Below are 12436 nucleotides of genomic sequence, written 5' to 3' on the forward strand. Positions count from 1 at the left end.
CAATTACGCCAAACGAAAGGTTTCGGCGGGTCGTCCTTCACGAGCGACCGATCGGGGTTCCTGATGACCCCGGCGGAATGTTCGCCGGGGACCGAACAACCATCGGGTGCAAATAGCGAATCACGGCCTGATCGCGGGGCATCATGTCCACATGGACATACCGGCGCTGGTGTCGGCGGCCGCGCGTGGTGACCAGAGCGCGTGGGACGCCCTGGTCAGGCAGTTCAGCGGGCTGCTGTGGTCGATCGCCCGCGCCTACCGCCTCAGTGACGCCGATGCGGCCGACGCCGTGCAGTGCACGTGGATCAAGCTGGTCGAACACCTCGACCGCATCGCCGAACCGGAACGCCTCGCCGGCTGGCTCTCGACCACCGCGCGGCACGAGTGCCTGCAGCTGCTGCGCCGCTCCGGCCGCCTCCCGGCACCGGCCGAGGAGATCGCCGACTCCCCCGACCCCGCCCCGGCGCTCGACCACGAGCTGCTGGTCCGCGAACGCAACGCCGCGCTCTGGCGCGTCTTCGAGGAGCTGCCGGACCGATGCCGGCGCCTGCTGCGCGTGCTGATGGCCTCGCCGCCACCCGCCTACGCCGAGGTCGCGCTCGCCCTGGACATGCCGGTCGGCAGCATCGGGCCGATCCGGCAGCGCTGCCTCGGCAGGCTGAAAGCGCTGGTCGCGGGCAACCAGCTGCTGGAGGAGCGCTCATGAACGACGACGACTTCCTCGACGTCCTGCGCGCCGCCGCCGACGAGTTCGACCCGGTGCCGGCGGGCGTGCTGCGCGACGCGAGCGCGGCACTGGCGTTGCGGACCCTGGACGCCGAACTGGCCGAGCTCGTCGAGTCCGAGGCGCTCGTCCGGGGCAACGGGCCGCTGACGCTCGCCTTCGAATCCGAACACGTCACGATCAGCCTGGAGATCGACGGCTCCAGGCTGCGCGGGTTCGTCTCCGGAGCCGAGGGCGAGGCAGTGGTGGAGACACCGCGCTCCCGCCGTGCGGTGCCGATCTCCGACGGCTGGTTCACGGCGGCCGACGTGCCGGCCGGACTGGTCCGGGTACGGGTGGCGGCGAGCGACGGCACCCCGGTCGTCACGCGGTGGGTGCGTTCCTGAGCAGCTGGAGATCATCGCGCGGCTGGTCGAGCGCCGCCGTGATCGCGTTGGTCGCGGTCGACACGGTGCTCACCACGGGTCGGGCAGGCCGTGGCCCTCGGTGATCAGGCTGTGCAGGCTGCCGTTGACGTAGTGCAGCCACGCCGTGGAGCACGCGCCGAAGCACTCGACGTCCGGCACCAGCCCGACGTGGGTGAACCGCAGCTCGGTGCCGCCGGGCACGGGCGCGATGTCGAAGACGACCTCGCTGCCGGTCCACTCCGCCGGCTCCGAGACGAACGACAGGTGGCTGTCCGTGACCCGCCAGACCACGCGGCGACCGGGTTCGAACTCGGTCACGCGCTGACGGCTGCAGTGCTGCGGGGGATGCCGGTAGGTGAACTCGGCGCCCACCCGGTCGGTCTGCCCCTCGATCTCGCCCGTCCACCAGGCGCGGACGTCCACGACGGCGGCGAAGACCTCTTCCGGCGACTGCTCGACCACGTATGACGTCGAGTAGTCGCGGGCCGTGCCTGTTTCGGATGTCGTCATGACTGGTCAGATCCCGTCTTCCGCTCCTGCTGGATCCGTTCGGCGATCCGCTTGATCCGCTGCAACCGGGCGTCCCAGGTCGCGCCGACCGCGGACAGCTGGGCGACCGCGCGGGCGAGTTGCTCCTCGTCCACCTCGTAGCGGCGCTCGCGGCCCGCCGTGGTCGCGTGCACCAGGCCGACGCGGTCCAGCACGCCGAGGTGTTTGGCGACCGCCTGCCGGGTGACGGGCAGCCGGTCGCTGAGCGTGGTGGCCGTGCCGCCGCCGTCGGAGAGGAGCAGGTCGAGCATCCTCCGCCGGGTCGGGTCGCCGACCGCGGACCACAGGTCGTCGTCGATCGCGGTGCTCATGACCGCGCGACCAGGCTCTCGGCCCGTGCGGCGAGGCGCGGGAGGAAGTGGTTCCAGCCGCGGGAGTGGTCGGCGTAGGCCTGCTCCAGCACGGCGGCCTCCCAGCCGCGCTCGCGGAAACCCCGCTCCGAGAAGCGCACGAGCGTGCCGTCGCCGGACGGCACGAGGTCGAACGTGACGAGCAGCGAGTTGCCCGGCGACGGCGACGCGCCCTGGTCGTACACCCAGCGGAACGCGAACCGGCGGGGCGGATCGGCCTCCACGACGGTGAGCTGCTCGATCTTCGCGTCCGGTGAGGACGCGTCGCCGAAGACGATCCGGCCGATGCCGCCGGGCACCGGGTCGAGCTCGGCGTCGTCGGGCCACCACTCGCGCAGGTGCTCGGCGGAGCTGATCACCTCGTAGACGACCTCGGGAGCTGCGTTGACGCGCAGCTCCCGCTCGATGCTTCCGTACTCCACGCGGCCCTCCAGGCTTGATGTGCAACTAACGGTTGCATATCAAGCTAACCGGTGCCCCGCTCTAGCGCAACCATTGGTTGCATGAAAGCTTCGGCCGACCTCGCGGGACATCGCGTATTTGCACGCGATGCGGTGCCTCCTCCTCTGGTACAAGGGGAGCCAGAAGGGGGAACCATGGTCTGCTTCATCCTGCCCACGCACCTGCTCATCGAGCTCGCGGAAGCCGGCAACATCGAGCTCCGCGACGCCATCCCGACGCTGCTCGCCTCGGCCGCCCTGCGCGCCCAGCGCGCCACGCTCACCGAGGCGATCCAGTTCCTCGGCCTCGACGCCGCGCAGCTGCCCGCACCCGCCGCCGAGTTCAAGGCCGTGTACGACGTCCAGGGTGGCGACGAACGCAGCCTGCCCGGCGTGATGCGCCGCAAGGAAGGCGACGGCGCCTTCAGCGACCCGGCCGTCAACGACGCGTTCGACAACGCCGACCGGACCTACGACTTCTACCGCGACGTGCTGGGCCGCCACAGCGTCGACGGCAACGGCCTCAAGCTGATCTCGTCGGTGCACTTCGGCCGCGGCTTCGACAACGCCTTCTGGGACGGCACCCAGATGGTCTACGGCGACGGCAGCGGCAAGATCTTCCAACCAGGCGCCCTCGCCCGTGACACCTCCGTCGTCGGCCACGAGATCACCCACGGCGTCGTCCAGTACACGGCAGGCCTGCGGTATCACAAGCAGTCCGGTGCGCTGAACGAGTCGATGGCCGACGTCTTCGGCTCACTGGTCAAGCAGCACACGCTCGGTCAGTCCGCCGACCAGGCCGACTGGCTCATCGGCGGCGGCATCCTCGGCACGCAGCTGCAGGGCGTCGCGCTGCGGTCGATGAAGGACCCCGGCACCGCGCACCAGCTCGACCGCCAGCCCGCCCACATGCGCGCCTACGCCGACCTGCCCGACGACGGCAACCCGCGCAACGACAACGGCGGCGTGCACATCAACTCCGGCATCCCCAACAAGGCCTTCTACCTGACCGCGACCCGTCTCGGTGGCAACGCGTGGGAGCGAGCGGGCAGGATCTGGTACGACGCGCTCGCCACGAAGCTCCGGGTGAACTCCGACTTCACCGAGGCCGCGGCCGCGACGGCGGCGTCCGCTCAGTCGCTGTTCGGCGCGGATGCCGCGGGCGTCGTGCGCGCCTCGTGGAACGACGTGGGCGTCAGCTAGCGAGCTCGGCGTGGACCGTGTCGCGGGTGACCGGCTTGCCGCAGTGGTGACACACCAGGTCGACCTGGACCGGCTCGCCGCAGGAGTGCCGACGCAGCAGGGCGGGACTGTCCACCGCCCACCGGTCGCCCCACTGGGTCAGGGCGAGCATGACGGGGAACAGCTCCCGGCCGGCCTCGGTGAGGTGGTACTCGTGGCGCGGCGGGTGCTCGCTGTAGAGCCGTCGCTCGATCACCCCGGCGGCCTCCAGCTTGCGCAGGCGTTCGGTGAGGATGTCGCGCGACGCTCCCGTGTAGCCGGCGATGCGGGCGAAGCGGTGCACGCCGTAGCCGATCTCCCGGAGCGCCAGCAGCGACCAGCGTTCACCGAGGATCTCCAGCGCGGCCGCGAGTGAGCACGGGCGGACCCCCATCGGCAGGTCGGCCATGCGGATCCCGGGCTGCAGTTCGGTCATCTCCCCAGCCTAGCCGGGTGTGTTGTGCTTTCCAACTTACTGACCTACGGTGACGAGCAGTCGGTAGGAAAACACAACACACTGGTCACGAGGCGCAGATGACTCCGCAGCTGAACGAGTCCGGGATCAGCGTTCCCGGAACGAGCACCCACTTCCTCGAACCGGCAGGGCCCGGTCACGGCCGGCTGCGGTACCTCACGGGCGGCAGCGGCGCGCCGCTGGTCCTGCTGCACACCGTGCGCACCCAGGCCGAGCACTTCCGCCACCTCGTCCCGCTGGTCGGGCAGCGGTACACCGCGTACGCGCCCGACCTGCCGGGGATGGGCCACTCGGAGATCGTGCCCGGCGCGTCCTACGGCGAACCCGCCCTGCGCGCCGCCGTCACCCGGCTCATCACCCAGCTCGACCTGCGCGACGTGACACTGCTCGGCGAGTCGATGGGGGCCGTGCTCGCCCTCACCACAGCGGCCGACCTGCCCGACCGCGTTCGGCGCGTCGTGGCGGTGAACGCCTACGACTACGCCGGCGGAATCGCGAGGTCGAGCCTACTGGCCCGGCTGGTCGTCACCGGCGTCCTCGCACCGGGCATCGGGCCGCTGCTCGCCGGGATCGAACCCAAACCCGTCGTGCGCGCCGTTCTGAGCGGCGGCCTGGCCGATCCGTCCGCGCTGCGCGAGGACTACCTGGACGAGCTCCTCGCCGTCGGACGCCGTCCCGGCTACGCGACGGTCGCCCGCGCCATCTACGGCAACCTGCCCACCCTCATCGCGGCCCGCGCCCGCTACCCCGAGGTCACCGCGCCGGTCCACCTCGTCTACGGCGAGCACGACTGGTCCCGGCCCTCGGACCGGCAGGCCAACCGGCGGCTGCTGCCCGGCGCCGAGTTCACCGAGGTCCCGGACGCCGGCCACTTCCTCGCCCTGGAACGGCCCGACGTGCTGGACGCGGTCGCATGACCGCCGAGCTGCCGCCGAAGCTGGCCGCACACCCGTCGGTGCAGGCCGTCCTCGCCCAGCGCAGGCCGAGCCCGCCGCCGGTGCTCGACGCGGCCTGGCTGCGTGAACTGTGCCTCGCGGCCGGTGCCGACGACGTGGCCGCGGTCAGCCTCGACCACCCGGACCTGGCCGGTGAACGCGAGCACGTGCTGGCCGCGCTGCCCGGCACCCGTTCCCTCGTCGCGATGGCGTTCCGGATGAACCGCGACAACTGCCGCTCCCCCGCGCGCAGCGTCGCGAACCAGGAGTTCCACCAGACCGACGAGCTCGCCAACCACGCCGCCCGCAGCATCACCCAGTCTCTGCAGGACGCGGGCTACCGCGCGCTCAACCCGTCGGTCGGCTTCCCGCAGGAGATGGACCGCTACCCGGGACGGATCTGGGTGGTCGCGCACAAGACCGTCGCGGTCGCCGCGGGGCTCGGCGTGATGGGCCTGCACCGCAACGTCATCCACCCGAAGTTCGGCAGCTTCGTGCTGCTGGCCACCGTGCTGGTCGACGCGGAGGTGAGCGAGTACGGCCAGGCGCTGGACTACAACCCGTGCATCGACTGCAAGTTGTGCGTCGCCGCCTGCCCGGTCGGCGCCATCCGCAAGACCGGTGAGTTCGACGCGCTGGCCTGCGCCACGCACAACTACCGCGAGTTCATGAGCGGGTTCACCGACTGGGTGCAGACCGTGGCCGACAGCGAGGACGCCGCCGACTACCGCTCTCGCGTCACCGACTCCGAAAGCACCTCGATGTGGCAGAGCCTCGCCTCCCCGCCCGGCTACAAGTCCGGCTACTGCGTGGCGGTCTGCCCCGCCGGTGAGGACGTCCTCGGCCCGTACCTCGACGACCGCAGGACGTTCTTGGACACCGTGCTGCGACCACTCCAGGAGAAGACCGAGACCCTCTACGTCCTGCCGGGCTCGGCCGCCCAGGAACACGCCCGGCGCCGGTTCCCGCACAAGCCCGTCAAGGAGGTCACCGGCGGCTGGCAGCCCCCGGCGAAACGCTCCTGACCTATCGCGGGCGTATCGAAAAACGCATACGGCCCCGCAACGGTCTTCGGTCTTGGCTGAAGGCATGACTACTGGGGGACAGTGGAGCCGGCGTTCGTTGCTGCGAGGCGCTGCCGCGGTGGCCGGTGCCGCCGCGGCAACGCCGTTCCTGGGCGGAGTGGCCACGGCGCTGGGCGGTGGCGCGGACGCGCTGTTCAAGGCGGGCAAGTTCGAGGAGGCAGGCCGCGCGTACGAGGAGATCCTGAAAACGGACCCCACGAACGTGCACGCGGCCCGTCAGCGCGGCTATGTGGGCCTGCTGGCCAACAAGTTCGCCGACGCCGAGAAGTACCTCAGGACGGCGCTCGACCTGGCGCCCGGCGACAAGGAAGCCCACAAGTTCCTCGCCGACTGCTACCTGCGGCAGGACAAGCTCGCGCTGTCCGTGCCGCACTGGCAGGCGATCGGCGAGGAGTCCTACGCCAAGTGGTTCTCGGCGGTGAGTGGCGAGCCGTACCAGATCCACGGCGACATCGGCCGGGTGCAGTTCCAGAAGCTCGACCCGATGCCGCAGGTCGAGGCCTCGGTCAACGGCGGACCGCCGAAGCGCTTCACGTTCTACACCGGCGCTCCGTGCCTCGGCCTGACCTCGACGCTCGCCAAGCAGGCCGGCCTCAAGCCCGTCGCCAGCCAGGAGATCGACTACGAGGGCGGCCGGATCTGGGCCTACTACGGAGTGCTGGACTCCTTCAAGATCGGCGGCCTCGAACTGCGCAACGTCCCCGTGGGCTGGTCGTCGACCGAGTCAGGCGAGGACGTCGACAACGACCACGACGGCATGATCGGCACGTGGGTCTTCTACCACCTGCTGACCACCTTCGACTACGCGAACCGAGCCCTGGTCCTGCGCCGCCCGACCCCCGAAGCGGTCAAGTCCGCGACCGCCGGCGCCAAGCCCCTGCCGCTGTGGCTGGCTGACGACCACTACCTGCACAGCCTGGGCAGCGTCGCCGGCTCCGGCACGCGCGTGGTGGGCACGAACTTCGGCGGCAGCGGCGAGATGGCCGCGGTCCTCTTCGGCGACACGGCCGACCGCCTGGGCGTCCGCACCGACCTCGGCCGCCCGCTGGAGACGTCCGCGCACAGCACGCCGACCGTCGTCTACCCGTGCTACCCCAAGGAACTCCGCGTCGGCGGTGCCGTCGCCAAGGAGATCTACTGCGAATCGCACCCCACCGCGGACACCGCGGGCCTCGGGTTCGACGTGCCGGCCGCGTTCTTCCAGTGCTTCTGGAAGCCCTACAGCGTCACGCTCGACTTCACCGGCATGAACCTCTACGTCAGGACCTGACCAGGCGCAGCAGCAACGTCCACTGGTGGGCCGTGAGCGGAAGTTCGACCGACGGCGATTTGCTGTCCCGGACGCCGACGCCACGGCCCACTTCGACGCAGTTGCCGTCGCTAGCGCTGTAGCTACTCTTGCGCCACCTGGTCGTCATCACGAGCCTCCTCACCGATGATGTCGGTGATCAGCTTCCTCGTTTGCGACTCGTCCAACGCCGTCCGACCGAGTGATGTCACGACGGTGTCGTAGAGACCGACCGAAGGCTGATCTTCGAGGAAGACGTTAGCCCCTTCGCTTTCGACGTAGACGATCGGTGGGATCTTCTTGAACTGAAGCAAGTCGAAGTCGCCGGCCAGACCCGCGTGTGGCCCGAACGCGGTAGGAATCAAGCGAATCGTGAGATACGGCCGGACAGACAGCCGCAACAGGTGGTGGTACTGCTCGGCCATGGTTTCCGGACTCCCGACCGGCAGCCGCAGCGCCTGCTCGTGCATGAAGATCGTGACGGTTCGGTAGCCGTCGAGAACCGCCTTTTGACGGGCGGTGCGATTGTCCACAAGCACTTGTGCCTCTTCCGGCGTCAACGGTTTGGCGAGCGCGAGGTGGCGCGTGTAGTCGGGTGCCTGCAACAAGCCGTGCACGACGTTCATCGACCAGCCGGTGATGTTCGAGGCGATCTTTTCGTGCTCGCGGAGTGTGCGCGCACGGTCGGTCATGCCGGATTTGGTGGGCTGCAACCAGTCCCGGGTGCTCAGTTCGTGATGCAGGGCCATCAGGTGGTCGAACTCGGCGGGCGGCGTGCGCAACAACCCCAGCAGCTTGGCGAGTTCGATGTCGGTGGTGCCTTCCTTGCCGTTGACCAGCTCCGAGACCTTGGCCTCCTGCCAGCCCAGCAAATCGGCGGCGGCGCGATTTGTCAGACCGGCCGCCCGCAGCAGCGCCCTTATCGCGTCGCCGAACTCGCGGCCGCGCACAGTGGATCTCCGCAAAGGCATGCAGGGACGGTAGAACCGGTGTTCCGTTTGGCTCCACCCATTCGCCGCAGATCAACCTGAAAGCATGCTGTTTGGCGGCCTTCCAAACTCACGAACCAGGGTTTGGAGCGTTCGTGCTGCGCAACTTCTCCCCCAGGTGACCCAGCGTAGGCGCCGGTGGCTACGCTGGATCACATGCACGGCACCCGCGGCTCACGGACCCGCGCGAACCTCGCGCGCGTGTTCGCCGTGCTCGCGCTGGTGGCCTCGGTGGCGATGATGCAAGGCGCCCCGTGCAGGACCGAGTTCGCCTGGACCGCGCAGTGCCCCACGTCGAGCACCCAGGTGGTGGTGCACTCCGACCAGGTCGACGACACCGGCTGGCTCGACGCCGTTCTCCTGGCGGGCGCGTTTCTCGTGGCGGCGTTCGCCGTTCTGATCGGGTTCGCGGTGCTGCGGCGGGACGGGGCGTTCCGGGTGCCGCTGGTGCCTCTGCCCGTGTGGTCGAGTCCTTCACGTCGGCTGGAAGTGCGGCTGGCGCAGCTCTGCGTGCTGCGCGCCTAGACCGGACCCGTTCTCCGGTCCTGTTCGCGCCAACCCTCGTGGAGTTCTGCCATGTCCAAAAACGCTCGGTTGTCCCTGGTCATCGTCGCCGTCGTGGCGGTGGTGGTCGCCGGTTTCCTCCTGTTCTCCCGCAACGACACGACGGCCGCGCCGCGGTCCGGTGACGGCAAGGTGTCCGTGGTCGAGTACCTCGACATGGAGTGCCCGTCGTGCCGTGCCGCGTATGCCGGCGTGGAGAAGCTCAAGGCCGAGTACGGGGGCCGGGTCACGTTCGTCGTGAAGCACTTCCCGATCCCCAGCCACCGCAACGGTGAGCTGGCCGCCGTCGCCGTGGAGGCGGCCGGGGCGCAGGGCAAGCGGGACGAGATGATCAAGCTGATGTTCGAGTCGCAGCAGGAGTGGGGCGGGCAGCCGACGTCGCAGCGGGCGGTGTTCGTCGGGTTCGCGCAGCGGCTCGGGCTCGACCAGGCGAAGTTCGAGGCCGGGCTGGACGACAGCGCGTTGCGGGAGCGGGTGCTCGCCGAGCGGACCGAGGGGGCGAAGGCCGGGGTGCAGGGCACGCCGACGTTCTTCGTCGACGGCACCAAGTTCAGCGGCGCGCCGACCTACGCCAACCTCAAGGCCGCGATCGAGCGGGCGCTGTCGTGAGGCCGGTGTCGTGGGTGCTGGCGATCGGCGGGTTCGTCGGGCTGGTCGCCTCGTTCGTGCTGACGGTCGAGAAGATCGCGCTGCTCAAGGACCCGTTCTACGTGCCGACGTGCAGCATCAACCCCGTGCTGAGCTGCGGCTCGGTCATGAAGACCGCGCAGGCCGAGGTGTTCGGGTTTGCGAACCCGTTGCTGGGCATCGCCGGGTTCGCGGTGGTGACGACGCTCGGCGTGCTCCTGCTGGCCGGTGTGTCGCTGCCGAACTGGGTGTGGATCGGGTTGCAGGTGGGCGTGACGGCCGGTGTGCTGTTCGTGCACTGGCTGATCTTCCAGTCGCTGTACGAGATCGGCGCGCTGTGCCCGTACTGCATGGTCGTGTGGGCGGTGACGATCCCGATCTTCTGGTACACGACGCTGCGCAACCTGCGGCCGACGTTCCAGTACCACAGCGTCGTGCTGATCGTGTGGTACCTGGTGATCGCGGCCGGTGTGCTGCAGGCGTTCTGGTTCTACTGGTCGACGCTGGTCTGAGCACCCGGCCTGTCGTGCCCGGCCGTGTCCCGTTGTCGATGAAGGGCTCCTTCATCCACCTGGAGTGGATGAAGGAGCCCTTCATCCACCGCGACGAGCGGTACTTGCAGACGCCGGCGGAGCCAGGCGCTCAGCAGCAGTGGTCGCCGCGCCAGGCCTCCCGGCCCTCGCGCACGGCCACCGCGGCGATCACCAGTGCCGCCAGCGGGTCGGCCCACCACCAGCCGAACAGGCTGTTGACGCCGAGACCGGCCAGCAGGACCGCGGACAGGTAGGTGCACAGCAGGGTCTGCTTCGAGTCGGCCACCGCGCTCGCCGAACCGAGCTCGCGGCCGGCTCGGCGCTGCGCATGACTGAGCACGGGCATGACCAGCAGCGAGACGGCGGCCAGCACGATGCCGACGGTGGAGTGCTCGGCGCGGTCCTGGCCGAAGAGGGCCGTGACCGACTCGAACGTCACGTAGGCCGCGAGCGCGAAGAACGACATCGCGATCACCCGGAGCGCGGTGCGTTCGCGTGCTTCGGGGTCGCTGCCGGAGAACTGCCACGCGACCGCGGCCGCCGACGCCACCTCGATCACGCTGTCGAGCCCGAACCCGATCAGCGCGGTCGAGGAGGCGACGGTGCCCGCGGCGAGCGCGATGACCGCCTCGACGAGGTTGTAGGTGATCGTGGCGGCGACCAGGAGCCGGACGCGCCGGGTGAGCACGGCTTGCCGGGTGTCAGCCATCGACGCACTCCGGCTGCGGGTCGACGGCGAGCACGACGTCCGCGAGCTCGGTGAGGGCGCGGGTGAGGCGCTGGTCGGCGAGCTCGTAGCGCACCTGGCGGCCCTGGTAGGTGACGGCGACGAGGCCGCAGCCGCGCAGGCACGACAGGTGGTTGGAGACGTTCGACCTGGTCAGGCCCAGCTTCTCGGCCAGCTGGGCCGGGTAGCCGGGGCCGTCGAGCAACGCCACGAGGATGCGGCAGCGGGTCGGGTCGGCCAGCGCCTTGCCCAGCCTCGACAGGGCGGTTTCCCTGGTCTCACACGTCAGCACGGGCTGAACTATACAGCCCGTGCTGAACTGATCAACGCTGGACGAAGTGCCACCACTGGTCGTGGTAGTCGGGCGTGCAGCTGAACTGGGTCGCGTAACCGTTGGGGTGCAGCGCCACGAGACACTTCTGGGTCCAGTGGTTGCGCAGCATGAAGGTGTCGCCCAGTGACGTCGGGTCGAGCGCCCAGTAGACGAAGGGGTTGTACTCCCCCGGGCTGCAGTTGCCCATGGACGCCCGGTCGCCGTTGCGGGTGTTGTTCGGGTCCATGCCCAGGCACAGGCCCGAGATCCGGTTCGTCAGCGTGTAGTACCCGAGCGCCGTGCCGGGGGCGGGGTCCAGCCGCCAGTACTGGTCGGTGAAGGCGTCGACGCACTGGCTCGTCTGCACCTTGAGGTTCGCGGACCCTCCCGAGCGGCCGGCGAGACAGGCCATGTCGCGGTAGTCGTTCTTCAGGTTGTAGAGGTACGACGTGGGTGGTGTCGCGCCGGCCGGCAACGCCGGGACGAGTGCGGCCACCACAAGGGCGATGAGCAGGCTGACGCGCAGTCGGTGTGGCAACGGAAGCTCCTTCGCGGGATCAGCGCTGGACGAAGTGCCACCACTGGTCGGTGTAGTCGGACGTGCAGGTGAACTGGGTCGCGTAACCGTTGGGGTGCAGCGCCACGAGGCACTTCTGCGTGAGGTGGTTGCGCAGCATGAAGGTGTCGCCGAGCGAGGTCGGGACGAGCGCCCACCAGTCGATCTGCGAACTGGTGTCGCAGTGCACCATCTCCGCGACGGTCTTGCCCACGGGCATCGCCAGGCACCGGTCGGAGATCTTGTTGTGCAGTTCGTAGTAGCCGGTCGACGGCGACGGCTCCAGCCGCCAGTACTGGTCGGTGAACTCGTCGACGCACTGGCTCGTCTGGACCTTGTGGCTGGGCTCACGGCCCGCCAGGCACGCCATGTCCCGGTAGTCGTTCTTGAGGTTGTGGTAGACGGAGATCGGGGGAACCGCGCCGGCCGGTGCCGCGGGGACCAGCAGTGCGGCCGCGACGAGGGCGATGAGCAACGGGATGGCGTGCAGTCGTCGGGGGGACAACGGACTCCTTCCTGAGGTCGGCTGGTGCACCGGCACGCTAGGAGTCCTCGCTTTGGGGATTCTTCGGCCGCACGGGGATCTACCGCACAGGGCAGCTTTCGCCGCCGAACGTCGCCACCTCGGCCCCGGCCCTTGAGCCGCCAGGTCC

Annotated in this window: 19 protein-coding genes; 9 read left to right on the forward strand and 10 right to left on the reverse strand. The window is 69.5% G+C overall.

From position 1 onward, the window contains the following. Positions 1 to 151: 151 nt before the first annotated feature. Entirely contained in the window at positions 152 to 706 is a 555-nt protein-coding gene (locus ABZV40_RS11085; RefSeq protein WP_355438545.1) for a sigma-70 family RNA polymerase sigma factor, read from the forward strand. Further along, the gene (locus tag ABZV40_RS11090) at positions 703 to 1110 is read left to right on the forward strand and encodes a hypothetical protein (RefSeq protein WP_355438547.1); all 408 of its coding nucleotides are present in this window, start codon (positions 703 to 705) and stop codon (positions 1108 to 1110) included. Before ABZV40_RS11085 ends, ABZV40_RS11090 begins: the two co-directional genes overlap by 4 nt. A gap of 69 nt (positions 1111 to 1179) precedes the next feature. Here the strand turns inward: ABZV40_RS11090 and ABZV40_RS11095 are convergent, their stop codons facing one another. From ABZV40_RS11095 to ABZV40_RS11105, 3 genes are read right to left on the reverse strand one after another with little or no spacing between them, the layout of a single operon-like run. Next, positions 1180 to 1641 carry an SRPBCC domain-containing protein gene (locus ABZV40_RS11095; RefSeq protein ID WP_355438549.1) on the reverse strand — a complete coding sequence of 154 codons (462 nt, stop codon included), beginning with the start codon at positions 1639 to 1641 and terminating at the stop codon, positions 1180 to 1182. Then, complete coding sequence (locus tag ABZV40_RS11100; protein WP_355438551.1) at positions 1638 to 1991, reverse strand: metalloregulator ArsR/SmtB family transcription factor; 354 nt, start codon at positions 1989 to 1991, stop codon at positions 1638 to 1640. The genes ABZV40_RS11095 and ABZV40_RS11100 overlap by 4 nt, the downstream gene beginning before the upstream one ends. Further along, a complete protein-coding gene (locus tag ABZV40_RS11105; protein ID WP_355438553.1) occupies positions 1988 to 2452 on the reverse strand; it encodes an SRPBCC domain-containing protein in 465 nt (154 codons plus the stop codon). Before ABZV40_RS11105 ends, ABZV40_RS11100 begins: the two co-directional genes overlap by 4 nt. Positions 2453 to 2626: 174 nt before the next feature. Here ABZV40_RS11105 and ABZV40_RS11110 point away from each other — a divergent pair, with 174 nt between their 5' ends. Beyond that, the gene (locus tag ABZV40_RS11110; RefSeq protein ID WP_355438555.1) at positions 2627 to 3673 is read left to right on the forward strand and encodes a M4 family metallopeptidase; all 1047 of its coding nucleotides are present in this window, start codon (positions 2627 to 2629) and stop codon (positions 3671 to 3673) included. Here ABZV40_RS11110 and ABZV40_RS11115 read toward each other — a convergent pair. Then, positions 3666 to 4127, reverse strand: coding sequence for a helix-turn-helix domain-containing protein (locus ABZV40_RS11115; protein ID WP_355438557.1), 462 nt, complete (start codon positions 4125 to 4127; stop codon positions 3666 to 3668). The genes ABZV40_RS11110 and ABZV40_RS11115 overlap by 8 nt on opposite strands. 98 nt (positions 4128 to 4225) lie before the next feature. Here ABZV40_RS11115 and ABZV40_RS11120 point away from each other — a divergent pair, with 98 nt between their 5' ends. The 3 genes from ABZV40_RS11120 to ABZV40_RS11130 all read left to right on the forward strand — a co-directional run bounded on the left by ABZV40_RS11120 (position 4226) and on the right by ABZV40_RS11130 (position 7456). Beyond that, positions 4226 to 5083, forward strand: a complete 858-nt coding sequence (locus ABZV40_RS11120) for an alpha/beta hydrolase (protein WP_355438559.1) — start codon at positions 4226 to 4228, stop codon at positions 5081 to 5083. Continuing rightward, complete coding sequence (locus ABZV40_RS11125; protein ID WP_355438561.1) at positions 5080 to 6126, forward strand: 4Fe-4S binding protein; 1047 nt, start codon at positions 5080 to 5082, stop codon at positions 6124 to 6126. Before ABZV40_RS11120 ends, ABZV40_RS11125 begins: the two co-directional genes overlap by 4 nt. Positions 6127 to 6190: 64 nt before the next feature. After that, the gene (locus tag ABZV40_RS11130; RefSeq protein WP_355438563.1) at positions 6191 to 7456 is read left to right on the forward strand and encodes a tetratricopeptide repeat protein; all 1266 of its coding nucleotides are present in this window, start codon (positions 6191 to 6193) and stop codon (positions 7454 to 7456) included. Here ABZV40_RS11130 and ABZV40_RS11135 read toward each other — a convergent pair. Continuing rightward, on the reverse strand, positions 7446 to 7604 hold the full coding sequence (locus ABZV40_RS11135; RefSeq protein ID WP_355438565.1) for a DUF397 domain-containing protein: 159 nt from the start codon (positions 7602 to 7604) through the stop codon (positions 7446 to 7448). The genes ABZV40_RS11130 and ABZV40_RS11135 overlap by 11 nt on opposite strands. Next, a complete protein-coding gene (locus ABZV40_RS11140) occupies positions 7579 to 8424 on the reverse strand; it encodes a helix-turn-helix transcriptional regulator (RefSeq protein WP_355438567.1) in 846 nt (281 codons plus the stop codon). The genes ABZV40_RS11135 and ABZV40_RS11140 overlap by 26 nt, the downstream gene beginning before the upstream one ends. Positions 8425 to 8619: 195 nt before the next feature. Here ABZV40_RS11140 and ABZV40_RS11145 point away from each other — a divergent pair, with 195 nt between their 5' ends. The 3 genes from ABZV40_RS11145 to ABZV40_RS11155 are packed head-to-tail and all read left to right on the forward strand — an operon-like array spanning position 8620 to position 10166. Then, entirely contained in the window at positions 8620 to 8988 is a 369-nt protein-coding gene (locus tag ABZV40_RS11145) for a hypothetical protein (RefSeq protein ID WP_355438569.1), read from the forward strand. A gap of 51 nt (positions 8989 to 9039) precedes the next feature. After that, entirely contained in the window at positions 9040 to 9636 is a 597-nt protein-coding gene (locus ABZV40_RS11150; RefSeq protein WP_355438571.1) for a thioredoxin domain-containing protein, read from the forward strand. Positions 9637 to 9641: 5 nt separating this feature from the next. Next, a complete protein-coding gene (locus ABZV40_RS11155; RefSeq protein ID WP_355438573.1) occupies positions 9642 to 10166 on the forward strand; it encodes a vitamin K epoxide reductase family protein in 525 nt (174 codons plus the stop codon). A gap of 130 nt (positions 10167 to 10296) precedes the next feature. On the opposite strand, the gene ABZV40_RS11160 is transcribed toward ABZV40_RS11155, so the two are convergent. From ABZV40_RS11160 to ABZV40_RS11175, 4 genes are read right to left on the reverse strand one after another with little or no spacing between them, the layout of a single operon-like run. Then, positions 10297 to 10896, reverse strand: coding sequence for a cation transporter (locus tag ABZV40_RS11160; protein WP_355438575.1), 600 nt, complete (start codon positions 10894 to 10896; stop codon positions 10297 to 10299). Beyond that, positions 10889 to 11206, reverse strand: coding sequence for a metalloregulator ArsR/SmtB family transcription factor (locus ABZV40_RS11165; protein ID WP_355438577.1), 318 nt, complete (start codon positions 11204 to 11206; stop codon positions 10889 to 10891). The genes ABZV40_RS11160 and ABZV40_RS11165 overlap by 8 nt, the downstream gene beginning before the upstream one ends. Before the next feature lie 31 nt (positions 11207 to 11237). Next, positions 11238 to 11765, reverse strand: coding sequence for an RICIN domain-containing protein (locus ABZV40_RS11170; RefSeq protein WP_355438579.1), 528 nt, complete (start codon positions 11763 to 11765; stop codon positions 11238 to 11240). A gap of 19 nt (positions 11766 to 11784) precedes the next feature. Further along, on the reverse strand, positions 11785 to 12288 hold the full coding sequence (locus ABZV40_RS11175; protein ID WP_355438581.1) for an RICIN domain-containing protein: 504 nt from the start codon (positions 12286 to 12288) through the stop codon (positions 11785 to 11787). Positions 12289 to 12436 lie beyond the last annotated feature (148 nt).

The sequence above is a fragment of the Lentzea sp. NPDC004782 genome, assembly GCF_040609115.1.
Lineage (GTDB): Bacteria > Actinomycetota > Actinomycetes > Mycobacteriales > Pseudonocardiaceae > Lentzea.

What these genes read in the sequence shown, in the direction of transcription:
- ABZV40_RS11125 (WP_355438561.1), top strand. Translation starts at nt 5,080, where the DNA reads ATGACCGCCGAGCTGCCGCCGAAGCTGGCCGCACACCCGTCGGTGCAG.
- ABZV40_RS11130 (WP_355438563.1), top strand. Translation starts at nt 6,191, where the DNA reads ATGACTACTGGGGGACAGTGGAGCCGGCGTTCGTTGCTGCGAGGCGCT.
- ABZV40_RS11150 (WP_355438571.1), top strand. Translation starts at nt 9,040, where the DNA reads ATGTCCAAAAACGCTCGGTTGTCCCTGGTCATCGTCGCCGTCGTGGCG.
- ABZV40_RS11095 (WP_355438549.1), bottom strand. Translation starts at nt 1,641, where the DNA reads ATGACGACATCCGAAACAGGCACGGCCCGCGACTACTCGACGTCATAC.
- ABZV40_RS11110 (WP_355438555.1), top strand. Translation starts at nt 2,627, where the DNA reads ATGGTCTGCTTCATCCTGCCCACGCACCTGCTCATCGAGCTCGCGGAA.
- ABZV40_RS11115 (WP_355438557.1), bottom strand. Translation starts at nt 4,127, where the DNA reads ATGACCGAACTGCAGCCCGGGATCCGCATGGCCGACCTGCCGATGGGG.
- ABZV40_RS11090 (WP_355438547.1), top strand. Translation starts at nt 703, where the DNA reads ATGAACGACGACGACTTCCTCGACGTCCTGCGCGCCGCCGCCGACGAG.
- ABZV40_RS11145 (WP_355438569.1), top strand. Translation starts at nt 8,620, where the DNA reads ATGCACGGCACCCGCGGCTCACGGACCCGCGCGAACCTCGCGCGCGTG.
- ABZV40_RS11085 (WP_355438545.1), top strand. Translation starts at nt 152, where the DNA reads ATGGACATACCGGCGCTGGTGTCGGCGGCCGCGCGTGGTGACCAGAGC.
- ABZV40_RS11135 (WP_355438565.1), bottom strand. Translation starts at nt 7,604, where the DNA reads ATGACGACCAGGTGGCGCAAGAGTAGCTACAGCGCTAGCGACGGCAAC.
- ABZV40_RS11120 (WP_355438559.1), top strand. Translation starts at nt 4,226, where the DNA reads ATGACTCCGCAGCTGAACGAGTCCGGGATCAGCGTTCCCGGAACGAGC.
- ABZV40_RS11100 (WP_355438551.1), bottom strand. Translation starts at nt 1,991, where the DNA reads ATGAGCACCGCGATCGACGACGACCTGTGGTCCGCGGTCGGCGACCCG.
- ABZV40_RS11160 (WP_355438575.1), bottom strand. Translation starts at nt 10,896, where the DNA reads ATGGCTGACACCCGGCAAGCCGTGCTCACCCGGCGCGTCCGGCTCCTG.